16 protein-coding genes are annotated in these 12,782 nt (G+C 44.2%); 9 read left to right on the forward strand and 7 right to left on the reverse strand.

All coding sequences use genetic code 11. From position 1 onward, the window contains the following. Positions 1 to 54: 54 nt before the first annotated feature. Positions 55 to 441: a VOC family protein gene (locus tag ACUVJL_RS36530; protein WP_445250287.1), complete on the reverse strand. Its 387-nt coding sequence runs from the start codon at positions 439 to 441 to the stop codon at positions 55 to 57. Positions 442 to 591: 150 nt separating this feature from the next. Then, the gene (locus ACUVJL_RS36535; RefSeq protein ID WP_445250288.1) at positions 592 to 1,263 is read right to left on the reverse strand and encodes an SOS response-associated peptidase; all 672 of its coding nucleotides are present in this window, start codon (positions 1,261 to 1,263) and stop codon (positions 592 to 594) included. A gap of 257 nt (positions 1,264 to 1,520) precedes the next feature. Between ACUVJL_RS36535 and ACUVJL_RS36540 the strand changes: the two genes are divergently transcribed. Then, positions 1,521 to 1,766 (forward strand): hypothetical protein, encoded by a 246-nt coding sequence (locus ACUVJL_RS36540; RefSeq protein ID WP_445250289.1) that lies wholly within the window; start codon positions 1,521 to 1,523, stop codon positions 1,764 to 1,766. A 26-nt stretch (positions 1,767 to 1,792) separates the two neighbouring features. Here the strand turns inward: ACUVJL_RS36540 and uvsE are convergent, their stop codons facing one another. From uvsE to ACUVJL_RS36555, 3 genes are all read right to left on the reverse strand, one after another. Next, positions 1,793 to 2,737, reverse strand: a complete 945-nt coding sequence (gene uvsE / locus ACUVJL_RS36545) for a UV DNA damage repair endonuclease UvsE (protein ID WP_445250290.1) — start codon at positions 2,735 to 2,737, stop codon at positions 1,793 to 1,795. 233 nt (positions 2,738 to 2,970) lie between these two features. Then, positions 2,971 to 3,177, reverse strand: a complete 207-nt coding sequence (locus ACUVJL_RS36550; protein ID WP_445250291.1) for a hypothetical protein — start codon at positions 3,175 to 3,177, stop codon at positions 2,971 to 2,973. A 294-nt stretch (positions 3,178 to 3,471) separates the two neighbouring features. Then, on the reverse strand, positions 3,472 to 5,124 hold the full coding sequence (locus ACUVJL_RS36555) for an ABC1 kinase family protein (protein ID WP_445250292.1): 1,653 nt from the start codon (positions 5,122 to 5,124) through the stop codon (positions 3,472 to 3,474). A gap of 205 nt (positions 5,125 to 5,329) precedes the next feature. Between ACUVJL_RS36555 and ACUVJL_RS36560 the strand changes: the two genes are divergently transcribed. After that, positions 5,330 to 5,506 carry a hypothetical protein gene (locus tag ACUVJL_RS36560; protein WP_445250293.1) on the forward strand — a complete coding sequence of 59 codons (177 nt, stop codon included), beginning with the start codon at positions 5,330 to 5,332 and terminating at the stop codon, positions 5,504 to 5,506. Between the two features lie 461 nt (positions 5,507 to 5,967). On the opposite strand, the gene ACUVJL_RS36565 is transcribed toward ACUVJL_RS36560, so the two are convergent. After that, the gene (locus ACUVJL_RS36565; RefSeq protein ID WP_445250294.1) at positions 5,968 to 6,537 is read right to left on the reverse strand and encodes a DUF3611 family protein; all 570 of its coding nucleotides are present in this window, start codon (positions 6,535 to 6,537) and stop codon (positions 5,968 to 5,970) included. Positions 6,538 to 7,099: 562 nt separating this feature from the next. On the opposite strand from ACUVJL_RS36565, the gene ACUVJL_RS36570 reads away from it, so the two are divergent. Both ACUVJL_RS36570 and ACUVJL_RS36575 read left to right on the forward strand, forming a co-directional pair. Continuing rightward, entirely contained in the window at positions 7,100 to 7,237 is a 138-nt protein-coding gene (locus tag ACUVJL_RS36570; RefSeq protein WP_445250295.1) for a hypothetical protein, read from the forward strand. A 277-nt stretch (positions 7,238 to 7,514) separates the two neighbouring features. Further along, complete coding sequence (locus ACUVJL_RS36575; protein WP_445250296.1) at positions 7,515 to 8,363, forward strand: DUF1206 domain-containing protein; 849 nt, start codon at positions 7,515 to 7,517, stop codon at positions 8,361 to 8,363. 212 nt (positions 8,364 to 8,575) lie between these two features. Here the strand turns inward: ACUVJL_RS36575 and ACUVJL_RS36580 are convergent, their stop codons facing one another. After that, on the reverse strand, positions 8,576 to 8,743 hold the full coding sequence (locus tag ACUVJL_RS36580) for a hypothetical protein (RefSeq protein WP_445250297.1): 168 nt from the start codon (positions 8,741 to 8,743) through the stop codon (positions 8,576 to 8,578). A gap of 470 nt (positions 8,744 to 9,213) precedes the next feature. Here ACUVJL_RS36580 and ACUVJL_RS36585 point away from each other — a divergent pair, with 470 nt between their 5' ends. The 5 genes from ACUVJL_RS36585 to ACUVJL_RS36605 all read left to right on the forward strand — a co-directional run bounded on the left by ACUVJL_RS36585 (position 9,214) and on the right by ACUVJL_RS36605 (position 12,640). Continuing rightward, a complete protein-coding gene (locus tag ACUVJL_RS36585; protein ID WP_445250298.1) occupies positions 9,214 to 9,948 on the forward strand; it encodes a cadmium resistance transporter in 735 nt (244 codons plus the stop codon). A 114-nt stretch (positions 9,949 to 10,062) separates the two neighbouring features. After that, the gene (locus ACUVJL_RS36590; RefSeq protein ID WP_445250299.1) at positions 10,063 to 10,689 is read left to right on the forward strand and encodes a hypothetical protein; all 627 of its coding nucleotides are present in this window, start codon (positions 10,063 to 10,065) and stop codon (positions 10,687 to 10,689) included. Between the two features lie 583 nt (positions 10,690 to 11,272). Further along, positions 11,273 to 11,545 carry a helix-turn-helix domain-containing protein gene (locus ACUVJL_RS36595; RefSeq protein ID WP_445250300.1) on the forward strand — a complete coding sequence of 91 codons (273 nt, stop codon included), beginning with the start codon at positions 11,273 to 11,275 and terminating at the stop codon, positions 11,543 to 11,545. Beyond that, positions 11,542 to 12,240: a BstXI family restriction endonuclease gene (locus ACUVJL_RS36600; protein WP_445250301.1), complete on the forward strand. Its 699-nt coding sequence runs from the start codon at positions 11,542 to 11,544 to the stop codon at positions 12,238 to 12,240. The genes ACUVJL_RS36595 and ACUVJL_RS36600 overlap by 4 nt, the downstream gene beginning before the upstream one ends. An 88-nt stretch (positions 12,241 to 12,328) precedes the next feature. Continuing rightward, entirely contained in the window at positions 12,329 to 12,640 is a 312-nt protein-coding gene (locus ACUVJL_RS36605) for a BstXI family restriction endonuclease (RefSeq protein ID WP_445250302.1), read from the forward strand. The last annotated feature ends 142 nt before the right edge of the window (positions 12,641 to 12,782 follow it).

Consider the following 12,782-nt stretch of genomic DNA (forward strand, 5'->3'; position numbering starts at 1 on the left):
AGCTAACGATCGGAAATAGCTTTTTTTCGGAGCGCCTCACGAAAAATAAAAATCTTAAGTGTTTGGCCCAGTCATACAAAACACGTTCAACTTATTCCCATCAAGATCCCGAAAATATCCCGCATAAAACCCCGGCAACACGCCTCTTGGCCCTGCTGGTCCTTCATCCTTAGCCCCAAGTTCGATCGCTTTGTTATAAACTAAGTTGACTTTTTCTGGACAGTCAACTCTAAGAGCTATCATTACTCCATTGCCAACAGTTGCTGTGTTACCATCAAATGGTTTTGTAATAGCAAGTGCTGGTAGCTCTGGAGACACGCTCCAGGCGATAAATCCGTCGAATTCCATGAATCGTCGAGCGCCAATTTCAGCAAGCAAAGCATCATAAAACTTGGCTGCACTTTCAATATCGTTGGTACCGAGTGTAACGTATCCAATCATATTTTTTGTCTTCTAACTGATGTTAAGATTAAAAAAATGTTTGAGCAAATAACAACTGAGTTAAACTGATCCTTAGAAAACCCAAGCTACAACTCAAACATTATTTGACATCATAACTCAAACTATCTCGGTTTTGTCCGCTCCAAGGATTTATTGCCGATCGCTAATGCACTCGGGACTGTCTCTACTGGGACTGTTGACGATCGCACTTACCGCCTTTGCTTTCATGGCTTCGGAAGCATAGGGCTTTAACAGCGGCAAAACTTCCTGAGCATTTTTAACAGCAGGATCGAGCCACTGTTCCCAATCGCTGTCGGGGAGAATCACGGGCATTCGATCGTGCATCGGCTGCACTGTTTCGTTAGCAGCAGTAGTAATTATACTGCAAGATACAATGTTTTCTTTTTCTGGAGATTCCCAATTTTCCCACAAACCGGCAAAAGCAAAAGCTTCGCCGTCTGCCGTTTGAAAATAGTAAGGCTGTTTGTTCTTTCCCTGCTGCTGCCATTCGTAGAAGCCGTCAGCGACTATCAAACATCGCCTGTGCTTGATGGCGCTGCGAAAAGCAGGTTTTTCGGCTACTGTTTCCGATCGCGCGTTAATCATGCGGCTGCCTATTTTCATGTCTTTTGCCCAACTTGGAATCAGACCCCAGCGCATAAATTGGAACTGTCGCTGCATTTTTTCGGCAGCAACTGTGACTGTGGCAACTGATTGAGTTGGGGCGATATTGTATCGCGGTTTAATGTCTGGAACTTCCGACAGTTTGAAGAATTCAGCGATGATTTGACCTGAAGTAGTTAAAGTGTATCGTCCGCACATAATTTATAGTTGGTATTAACGCGGTTTTTACCGATTCCGGCAGTTCGACAGTAGGGCAATCCGGCAGTCCGGCAGGGGTTTAAACCCCTGCCTCAAAGCTAAAGTCGGTTAAAACCGACTGGAAATATGAACTCAATATCTATCTATTTTAGTCCTCTTTTAGAGGACTTTAGCTATGATACAGGGGTTAAAAACCCCTGTCGGACTGTCGGACTAAACCGGGCGGGCGGGACACCCCACAAGAAAATTCATTCTTTGTGGAACAGGCATGTTGCCTGTTCTTGCGATTTACCGTTGGGTGGGGGCGGGTTGTAGATTGGGATTTACCCTTGGGCGGGCGGGACGCCCACCCCACAAGAAAATTCATTCTTTGTGGAACAGGCATCTTGCCTGTTCTTGTGGGACACCCCACAAGAAAATTCATTCTTTGTGGAACAGGCAAGATGCCTGTTCTTGCGATTTACCGTTGGGTGGGGGTGGGTTTTCAAGATGATTGGTTTTAGGCAATTATTGTTTGTAAAACCCGCCCCTACGAGACATTGCTAAATTGTGGAACATTCGCAGACAACCATTCGGCGCGCAACTTTTCAATAGCTAACTCTTTGAATTTAGCTTCTACTTCAATCCAAGGAGCTTGATAATAGCAATTAGGCATTTCTGTAATTAAATCGCTGTGGCGCGGATCGGCAAAAAACTCTTTTCCATTCGATATGTGTACTAATTGCCATTCAGGAACAGACCAAGTTGTGCGGGCTGCTGCGAGCATTTCGGCCACGCTGGGATCGTCGTAAGTTTCTAAATGTTCGTGAATGACGTGGTGGTGGGCGTCAAAAACCATTGGTACGCCGATATCGAGACAAACTTCTAAAATTTCCGAGGAACTGTAAGCGTATTCGTCATTTTCAAAGGTTAAGCGCGATCGAATGGATTCTGGCAAGTCGCGGATGACTGATTTGAGCTGCGAAGTGCGATCGCTCTTGCCGCCGTGAATGTTCATCAGTGCCTGGGGCGATCGGGGCTGTCCCAACATATCTAAAATTAAAGCATGAGCCGCGAGAATTTTAATGCTGTTTGCAACCACAGAAAGCTTGTCGGAACTGAGGACGACAAATTGATCGGGGTGGAGTACCAAGCGGATGCCCAAAGAAAGAGCGCGATCGCCCGTCTTCCGCAATTCCTCAGTCATGGAGTGTAGCACTGCTTCCCCCAAATCTGTATCTGAAAAAGGGAACAGTGCAGAAGTCATGCGGTAGAGCTTAATCAGATTAACGGAACAGAAGTCGATCGCTTTGTCAAGCCGCTTTAAGTTGTCTGTATAAAGCTCGCGCAATACTTTTTCTTGTTCAATTTCCGAAAGCTGTAAAAGTCGCTTCCGGGTGACAGTGCGAAAGCGCACTGCATCGGATGTTGTAATACAGACTAATCCCAATTCCGGCAATTTTTCCTGTTCCACTACTCGGTTAATCTCGCTCATTTAGCAATAATTCCTAACTTTAATTTTATGTTAAATAGGTTTCTCGTAAGGACTTGACTTTTTAGTCTTGAAGTTTTTAGGTAAAACTTAACCTGCCTGAAGAGTCCGGCCGAGATTGAAATCCCTGGCGGACTCTGGAAGTGCAAGATGTAATTAGTACAAACCTAATTTTTATCAAACATCTAATCAACCGCGTCGCAGATAGCATATCGATGCCAATTTAATCGATATAACTATTGCTGTTCTTCGCCAGACTCAGCCTCAACGCCTGGCCGCGCGGTGGCAACAGGATTTTCCATTGCTTCGTTATGGAACGGATAACCGGATGTTTCTTGATTTAGCGGGTCCGCGGGTTGGTCCTCAGGGGATGTAATTTGACCGTTAGTGTTGGTATTGGGTTTTGTGGAAGAGCCTTTGTGGCTGGCGTGACCGCTACTCATATTTTTGGCCTCAATTAGGTTTATGGAACAATTTCTAGCTTAGACTTAGCTGCTGCGGGCGATCGCCTATCTTAAGTCAGAGATGTTGGTTAAAAGTTGAGGATGCTATAGCCTTTATTGGCAATAGTGCGGTAGATAGGAAAACCGCAGATTTAGGCAGATAAACACAGATTAACGCGGATAATTTCAAGATATCTCTGCGAATGGCACTCCGATCTGGAATTAGTCGCCTGTGTACCTCACGAAAATTGAGAAAGGGTATATATCATGATTTCCGCCTTTTCTCCTTGACAATTAACTGCGCAAACGGCCCGATCGCAGAATGCTAAGAATCAACCAAAAACCCAAAAAACTCGCCGCCCCAAATAAACCGTTGCTCAGAAAAGATAGCTGAGCAGTTTGCGCGTTAGAAGAAATAATTGCCGCCCCCACAATCAGCGAACCCACCACAATACTAAAAGAAAGTCGGTTCGCAGAATCCCCCAGAGTGCGGCGTAGCGGATCGAGTTCTTTTAGTGTCAAGTTCCACTTCAAAGTTTCCGAAGTAACCCGGTCTAAAAGCACTTCCACCTGTCGCGGAGATTGCAAAGACAAGCTTTTCAGATCCAGGGCAGTTCTCAGCAGAGCTTGCACCGGGTCATCTCCTAATAACTGACGCCGAAACATATCGGTCATCAGCGGTTTCACCTGCTCTACAATATTAAACCGGGGATTAAAAGAACGCGCCAGTCCTTCCAAATTAGCTAGAGTTTTTGCATACAAACCGAGATTGCTGGGCAGCCTAATTTTATTTTTGCGGGTGATTTCCAGCACCTCATAAAAAATTTCCGACAAGTTCATTTGCGACAAGCTGACATTGTAATACTTGCGCAGCATTCGAGCCAAATCGTTTTCTAGAACAGCTAAACTTTTCGGCTGAGCAAATTCTGCCATTTCCAATGTTAATTGAGTGCAGCGCTGAGCGTCTAAATCGACAATTGCCAGCAACATTTCTGTCAAATTTTGCTGAGTGCGGGGGTCTAATCTGCCGACCATGCCGCAGTCTAGCAAAGCTATCCGGCCGTCTTTGAGATAAAATAAATTGCCGGGATGCGGGTCTGCGTGAAAGAATCCGTCGATATACAACTGCTGGAAGAAAACGCGGCAAAGCAGCGTTGTAATTTCTTCGCGTTCGGCATTTACATCTCCTTTGTGGCGAATTCCTTGCAAGTCGCCTAACAAAATTGGCACTCCGTTCAGCCATTCCATTACTAAGAGTTTTTTTGTGGTCAACTCCCAGTGAATTTCTGGTAGCACAACTTGTTTGGGGTCAAACCATTTACTTTTAGATAAATTGCGGCGCAGTTCGTCTGTGTAGCTGGCTTCTTGAATGAAGTCTAGTTCTGCACGCAGGGCGATCGCAAATTCTTCTGCTAAGGCGACAATATCGTATTGTTGACCGAACTCTGTGAGCATGACAAGTTCTGCCAAACCTCGGAGTACGGCGATATCTTGTTCGATGACTATATCAATACCGGGGCGCTGAACTTTGAGGGCGACTTCGCGACCGTCTTTTAAAGTAGCTTTGTGGGTTTGGGCGATCGAACCTGCGGCGACAGCTTGAGTGTTAAATTTGGCGAAGGTATCTTCGAGAGATTGTGTGAGTTCCTTGCGGACGATTGCTTCTACTTCCGACCACGGGACGGGCGGTACTTCCGCTTGTAGGGTGGAGAGGGTTTCGATGTAGACGGCCGGCAAAAGGTCGGGACGGGTACTCAGCAATTGTCCTAATTTGACAAAAACTGGGCCTAATTCGACGAGGATGTTGCGGAGAACTGCTGGAGTTGGGAGACTGGGTGCGTCGGTTTTGCGACCGGTTAGGAGGCTTTTCATGTAGTCCCAACCGTTGCGGAAGACGACCTCTAGAATTTCTCCTTTGCGAGAAGTGTTTTGAACTAGGCTGAACAAGGGGCCTCCGGGTCGATCGGGTTTAAGGGCTATATAACTACTAGGATAGCGCTGTTAACCAAGCTGACCAGTGTCTTGAGGAATAACTTGGCCCAAAGGGTGCGATTCCCTACGGGATAGCTTCGCTTCACGAATTTTGGGATGTGGGGGCGGTTTTTGGCTTTGGCATTACTCCTCATCGTAATATAGCAATCCTAAATCATTTGTGAATTTCTTACTCCCTCCCCAAGGCATCGGGGAGGGCTGGGGTGGGGTAAAAAATTTACGACTCCTGCAAGGATTGCTATATACACAGCAATTACGCACGCACACTACATATTACTGTGCCGAAAAGAGCGATCGCCTTTTCTCTCCGACAAGCGCGATCGTCCGTACAATTTAAAATTTAACTAATCAAAAAATTACCCGATCTCCTATTAAACAACTGCTCAACTTATCACGGGATATTTAAGTTACTTCGGAAAATTATTAATTATTTTGATGAGTTTCGCTGATTTCTGTTCGCATTCTGTCTACTGTACTTTTTCTATTTTAGAATTTTCTGCGTTTTTTGTATCATCTGCCAGCCGATTATTAAAAAAAATATTTCCCAAATTATCAATCATTGCCATTAGTTTTTGGGTGGCATCCCAGCTATCCACGTCTGACTTTCTAGAGCGATCGCTGCCAATTTCAGATTAGATGTTCATCCAAATAGCTAACTTATTGAGCTTGTAGCTGCGCTGTCTTCGCTCTCTTTCGCCCAGACAGTGCAACCACAAACCTTAGTTAAATCGGTCAGCCCTTGTAAATCCTGACCGCATAGGATATGTGTTTGCCATTAGCGATCGCTAATGCTGCCCACTAATCCTCTACCCAATTGAGTAACCCAAGAGAAGTAACAGCTCCAAAAAAGTGAGCCCCAATCAGATTGACGTTTGCCATTGTCACAAAAATATCTAGGGAACGAATCACATTTTCTGGCGCATAAGCTGCCATCGCTTGCGGTTGACTGAGAGTTTTCGCGAGGACTACAGCAACTGTTTCTTCTGAAGCGACAAACGCGATTAATACCCCCACCAAACTAGAAATTAATCCAATCCGTAAGGTGTGAGTAATATGTTCTTTGCTGGGATAAACCTCGGAATTTTCGGCATGCAAAAGTCTCCCTAAAAGCCGATAGCGAAAATCCCAATAAATTCTAAAGCACAGCAATAAAAGACCGAGTATCGCTAAAAATACCCCGAAACCAATACCTGCATTATTATTGGTTTGTTCGCTCATGTTGCGACCCAACATAGCAAATACTAGAACAATGCCGGAAACAGCACCCAAGAATAACTGTATCCAGAAGCTAACTCGACTGAACAAGCGAAAAGTTGCGACAAATTCGGTGTTCGTCAGGGGTTGAGACAAGGATTCTGGTTGATTCATTATATACACCTTATTGCTGAATTGATCGTTAAAACAAACGAGGCAAGAAAGAGATTCTGCTTGTCTTGCTGGCACAAGCGACCACCTTGTGGCTAGCTATTAGAGTTCTCCTAAAAAGTCAGTTCAGCACAGGCAGGATGCCTGATGTTTTAGAACTGATTTTGGCAATTTCCGTAAATAAAAGGTTGAACTCAACACAGCCACTGCCGTTGTGGTTGATTCCATTTTCCTAAGATCCTCCTGTGAACCATCAACTTCTTGCGACAATGGCAATTTAGAATCTTAAAAATAGACTTAGGTAAAAGGTCTATTGTCCCTATTCAACATTTCAAAATGTTGCTTCTATCTCTATTTAATCTAACTAGCCCAACTTTGCCATCTGTCTAATGCCATAAAAAAATATCCACCTGATGGAAGATGGTTGAGGAAAAACTTATGATACTGCTTTGAGTTAAGTGCGATCGCTCGGACGGTTGGCGATAGATGCTTTATTCCCAACTGCCGCACGGGGGCGCATCCATTCTTACAACGTCTTGAAGGCAATTTTCTCACAGCTATCATTATGAAAAAGCAGGTATCTTTGCTTCCCGCTTACACCTTAGCTCTCTTGACAGCATTCGGATTTTTCTTGGGTTTTTGGGGAGGATTTTTAGCCCTGCCAATTCTAATTGTTATTCAACTTGGGTTAAAGAAGTTTTAATCAAAGATATACTATACCGCTGGCAGACTGGTGCATCAGTGAAGCTATTTTATTATAGCCCATAAAGCTATATTTGTCAAGCCCAAAAAAGGTGAAACTTATTAATCAATCAACCGTTGACACTCCCGCTCAAGACAGATAAAAATTTGTTTTAAACAAGCTAATCTTTAAGTTAATAAATAATAACATAAATTATTTGTTTAAGAACTCTGTTAACTGGAAAGGAATGCACCATTGCTTATGCCAGCAGTCGTTAACAACTAAATTGTCAAAAAATATGAAACCGCGCAACTCACCCACCGACAGCATTGAACAGTCAATTCGACAGACAGCTTCTCATCCCTGGTTTGAGCGACTGGCAAGATTGGGATATGCTTCCAAAGGCATAGTTTACTTTACTGTCGGTTTTCTGGCAGCACAAGCAGTCTTTAGTACGGGCGGCAGAACAACCGATACTAGCGGTGCATTATCAGCAATTGTTAACCAACCCTTCGGTAAATTTCTGCTATTTCTTGTAACGATTGGCATTATTGGTTATTTCCTTTTGCGTATGGTTCAGACAATTCTCGACCCAGAACACCAAGGACAAAAAATCGATGCCAAGCGAATTGCCCAACGCATTGGCTACGCCTTGAGTGCTTTAGGTTACGCAGGTTTGGCTTTAACGGCTGTAAAACTGATAATGGGTTCGGGCGGTGGTAATAGCAATACAACCGAAGATTTGACAGCCCAACTTTTAGCGCAACCATTTGGACAATGGCTGGTAGGATTGGCGGGATCAATTGTTATTGGTGTAGGTTTTTCTTATTTCTACCAATCATATAAAGCAAAATTTCGCCGCCATTTCAAGCTAGATGAAATGAGCCAAAGCGAGCAAACTTGGGCAACACGGTTGGGTCGATTTGGCATTGCTGCCCGTGGGATTGTTTTCGTTATAATCGGTTTTTTCTTTATTCAAGCAGCAAGGCTATCAGATGCCAGTCAAACGAAGGGATTGGGCGATGTGTTGGCAATTCTGGGACAACAGCCTTTTAGTCCAGTGATTTTGGGTATAGTACCTTTGGGTTTAATTGCCTATGGCATCTACTCGGTAATTGAAGCTCGCTATCGGAAAATTTTGCGCTGATAAGCTGGCCCGTTATGAATTTTGAGTACAACAATTTTTGTGAATTACAGTCCTGGACGCAGGCACACTACATATACTGTGCCACAAAAAGTGATGGCGTTGGACCCTCGCCCGCGATCGCGTTTTTTCTGCGACAAGCACTGGTTTCATGTAGTCCCAACCGTTGCGGAAGACGACCTCTAGAATTTCTCCTTTGCCAGAAGTGTTTTGAATTAGGCTAAACAAGGGGCTTCCAGGTCGATCGAGTTTAAGGGCAATATAACTACTAGCATAGGGCTGTTAACCAAGCTGACCAGTGTCTTGAGGAATAACTTGGGGGAAAGAGTGCGATCGAATTTTGGGATGTGCCAGGGGGTGCGATCGGTTTTTGGCTTTGGCATTACTCCTCACAAGTCTATAAAGAGAAGTGATTGATTTGATAAAAAAGAACATTTGCTCTTATGAGTGGATCTTGACTAAAGTAAAGGCATGAAAGAAAAACGCCAGCGAACATTAACCAGTCAGCTTCAACTAGGCATTCACCCGTGAGGTTTGCCATGAAATCCACTCTATCCAAGAGCGTTAACGCAACAATGAAAACCGCCAGCCATCAAAGGCCTTTACAGCTTACGCCTCAAAAACCATATGCAGAAGTGATGCCAATTTTACTTCCCACTCAAAAGCTCTCAACACATTCGCTATCCGCGTCAAGCTATTTCAAGCTGTGACAATCGACGTTACTAAGAAGTGAATGAGAGCGTCTGTCTAGCCAATCTGTTAAGTAACATTTTTAACGCAAAAAACACCTCAATCTCAATTAATCTCCGGCACTATTCCCGCAATCCTAGCCTCACAATCTAGGCAGTTAGATATGAACCAATTCATTACCGCTATTTCCACAGGTATTACAGCTTTCACCGCCACAAATTTAGATGATATTGTCATCTTGCTGCTGTTTTTCTCCCAAGTCAATGCTGTTTTTCGACGGCAACACATTGTTACAGGACAATATCTTGGGTTCGCAGCACTCGTGCTGCTTAGTCTTCCTAGCTTCTTTGGCTGTATGATGGTGCCGCGCCCTTGGGTGGGGATGTTGGGGTTAGTACCAATTGCCATTGGAGTCAGCCGCCTGCTAAATCGAGATACAGAGGCTGATGATGAAAATACAGCTACAGATTCGCCTCCATCCACTATCTTTGCTAGTCTTTTATCGCCACAAACTTATAGTGTAGCTGCGGTTACATTTGCTAATGGAGGTGATAATGTGGGGATTTATGTCCCGTTGTTTGCTAACTGCACTTGGGATAGCCTGCTAGTGATTCTGAGCGTCTTTTTCTTGCTAGTGGGTGTCTGGTGTTATGTGGCGTATCAACTAACTCGCATGAGTGCGATCGCGACCCTACTTGTCCGCTACGGTAATTCCCTTGTTCCCTTCGTTCTAATGGGTCTGGGTACGCTGATCCTGCTCGATAGCCATACTCTAGAGAATCGCGGTTTAACGGTAGTTACTGTAGCTATCAGTTGCTTGTGGCTGCTGATGTTGCTTAAAGACAGTTATCAATCGTTAGAGACTGCACCTCAAGTCGAAAAATTTGAGGTAAACTAGGGTTCAAGTTTCCTCCACTTTGCTGAAGTTGAAAAATAAATAATTTATAACTTCAGCAAAGTGGAGGGGTTTTCTAAGAACAAACTCTGATTTATTACACAAAGGATAACAAAAATGAGCAAGTTTTTCAAAGTAATTCTGGTGGCTTTAGTGCTTTTCGTAAACTTAGCTGTAGCTCAGCCTTCTTGGGCCGGCAAGGATTTCACAAAGGGGGCTGACTATGCGGAAGTGACACAGGAATTGAATCAACTTTTGTCAGCTCAGAGCGATCCTTCGACTGCGGGTTATACGCCTGAACAGTACCAACAGCGGTTGGCCGAATTGCAAATGCAGAAGTACGTGATTGAAACGGCTAAAAAGCGGGCTCAGTGCCGTAATGCAACCGGGCAAACGCTGGCAGTTTATGCTAATAAGCCGAAAAAATCGCCGACGCAACTTTATTTCCTGGCAGCCGGTGAGATTACAGATGATGATTGGGATTGCGATGGTATTTACGTGCCAGCAGGGACTCAAGCTACTTTAGGCCCGGCGGCTGAGCCACTTTCTTTGGCTGAACCGGTTGCTATTAAGGTTGTAGATGGTACGCAGCTAATTGCTACAACCAATGCAGCAACGGGTGGTATTCAAGTGAATGTTACCCCTGCTAAAGTTTTTAAAGCGGGTGAGACAACTTGGGCCCTGCCCTCGTTTTCTCAGGCCCAGATTAATGCACAAGTTCCTACGCCGGAACTGATTGATTAATCCTTCTTTAGGAACGGTTAATAGTTGGGGGCTTGGGAAAAAATAAAGTCCCAGGCAGAATAGAGGAGAGGCCATGCCACCATTGGTGATTGTCTCTCCTTTTTAGATTGCAAAAAAGCCAGAAGATGCTGAGTGATGCAATGATTCGCGAGATTCCTCGATGCAGCCCAAAACTTAACGGGAAGTCGCAAACGAGACTTCATGGCGAAAGTCGCCCCAGACTACTTGCGAGGGTGAGCCCGTCAAGCCGAAACGATGTTTGGCTGGAATCGTCATAGTGTGCAACTCGGATTGCAAAAGTCGGCGAAGGGGGATTCTGTATAGTCAGGACTTCCTCCGGGTCGATCGGGTTTAAGGCCAATATAACTACTAGCATAGGGCTGTTAACCAAGCTGACCAGTGTCTAGGGGAATAACTTCGACGGGGTGTGGGGGCGATCGCACCTAGGCAGCAGAATTGCTGTTGAGCATTTTCTTGTCTCGGAACCATTGCCAGACATTTATGTTACTTATAAAATTCATTACTTTACTTATAATATGTAGACTTATTGTCTATAAAAGTTTATTTATAGTCTGTAGATTTATTGTCTACATTTTTTCATAATTGTACCTTGAAGCAAAAAAGTGAAATAGATATCAAAAAGCGTTTTGGAAAAGCCATAAGGCGGCGTCGGCGAGAACTCGATCTATCACAAGAACACCTAGCCGAAATTTCAGGACTTCATCGTACTTACATTTCGAGCATAGAAAGAGGTCAGCGCAATCCATCTTTGGAGAATATTGACAATCTAACAAAAGCCCTGGATATATCTATTTCTGCTCTCTTTGCTAACTATGGTATAGAGGTAGAAGAGTGACAGCTAAAAAAAATGCTAAAGCTAAAAATACTCGGTTGAGCTATAAACTTGGTCTGCCAGCAGCAATAGCGAGAAAAGTTGAAAAGACAGGTCAAACCAGAGGTGCAGAGAAAGATACTGTTTATCAAAACCGCGTCCTCCGATGTAGTACAGTCCTAATACCGCTGAGTTCGTGGAAAGCTGGGGTTGTCCCACCACCAGAAGGATTTGAAAATAGTTACATAGTTCTTGCCCATCCAGAGGAATACTTTTCCGACACTCCTCCAACCTGTAAATCAGATTTACCAAAAAACTTACAGCTAGGACAAAATTTATTAGTATTTTATGAAACTAGACCTCAATGGATTCACTACCCTCCAAGTCACTATGGTTGGCATCCCGCCAATTCTCGAATTCCACCACTAGGAGGTCAATACCTTGCCCGCGTACCAGATACTACCAGTCCTGGAGACTCTCTTGAAAGGCATGGGTACATAGATAGCGAGAGTGGCGGTCAAGGGGCAGGAATTAGGATTTATGAGTATGCTTCAAAAACAGAAATAGAAGCTACTAAATATCAGTTATCTTTCCTTGTGTGGCAAACCGACGGAATTATTGATATGGCGCGAGAAGAAGGCATACAGAATCCTGAAGAATGCAAGGCAAGAATCGAAGATAAATGTCAGGACATGGGACTGAGGGATCTTAACCTATAGCCTTTCTCAAAAAGGTGAGGTACGAATTTTGACCTGGAAAGCTTGACAATACAGGGTTTCTGTATACCTCATTTATCTGAGAATCGCTATACTTCAGAAAAACCGAATAATAGATAGCCAACAGCGTACCGTTTGCCCTCTTTGCTTGAAGCCTATCCTAGCTCAAGAACTGGCGTCCCGCGTGGAACAAGCTGAAGGTCGAAATGTACCTGATTTGACAGTTACCACAGCAAATTTATTTCATGTTAAGGAACTCAGAGCCGGAGTATATAATCACTGTCGTTACAATTTGGGATGGGGACATCATCACTGTAATGCAGCAGCGAGAGACTGGGGAGTTGAACGCACATTACAATGGATGGAAGAAGTCCTCACAAATAACGGAAAAATAATTAATTAATTAATTAGGGCTTGCTGAATAAGCCTAAAAGCCTTATCTGAAAAGACTTTGACTCGCGATCGGCGCGGATAAAGTGTAAGACTATGAGGTAAAATCAGTCAAAAGCCATGCACAGCATCACTTTCGTTCATGTACCGAAAAC

It is taken from the genome of Microcoleus sp. OTE_8_concoct_300, assembly GCF_031383065.1.
Classification (GTDB): Bacteria; Cyanobacteriota; Cyanobacteriia; order Cyanobacteriales; family Microcoleaceae; genus Microcoleus.

Coding starts and splice junctions, on each gene's coding strand:
- ACUVJL_RS36530 (WP_445250287.1), bottom strand. CDS start 441: ATGATTGGATACGTTACACTCGGTACCAACGATATTGAAAGTGCAGCC.
- ACUVJL_RS36535 (WP_445250288.1), bottom strand. CDS start 1,263: ATGTGCGGACGATACACTTTAACTACTTCAGGTCAAATCATCGCTGAA.
- uvsE (WP_445250290.1), bottom strand. CDS start 2,737: ATGAGCGAGATTAACCGAGTAGTGGAACAGGAAAAATTGCCGGAATTG.
- ACUVJL_RS36550 (WP_445250291.1), bottom strand. CDS start 3,177: ATGAGTAGCGGTCACGCCAGCCACAAAGGCTCTTCCACAAAACCCAAT.
- ACUVJL_RS36565 (WP_445250294.1), bottom strand. CDS start 6,537: ATGAATCAACCAGAATCCTTGTCTCAACCCCTGACGAACACCGAATTT.
- ACUVJL_RS36570 (WP_445250295.1), top strand. CDS start 7,100: ATGAAAAAGCAGGTATCTTTGCTTCCCGCTTACACCTTAGCTCTCTTG.
- ACUVJL_RS36575 (WP_445250296.1), top strand. CDS start 7,515: ATGAAACCGCGCAACTCACCCACCGACAGCATTGAACAGTCAATTCGA.
- ACUVJL_RS36580 (WP_445250297.1), bottom strand. CDS start 8,743: ATGCCAAAGCCAAAAACCGATCGCACCCCCTGGCACATCCCAAAATTC.
- ACUVJL_RS36585 (WP_445250298.1), top strand. CDS start 9,214: ATGAACCAATTCATTACCGCTATTTCCACAGGTATTACAGCTTTCACC.
- ACUVJL_RS36590 (WP_445250299.1), top strand. CDS start 10,063: ATGAGCAAGTTTTTCAAAGTAATTCTGGTGGCTTTAGTGCTTTTCGTA.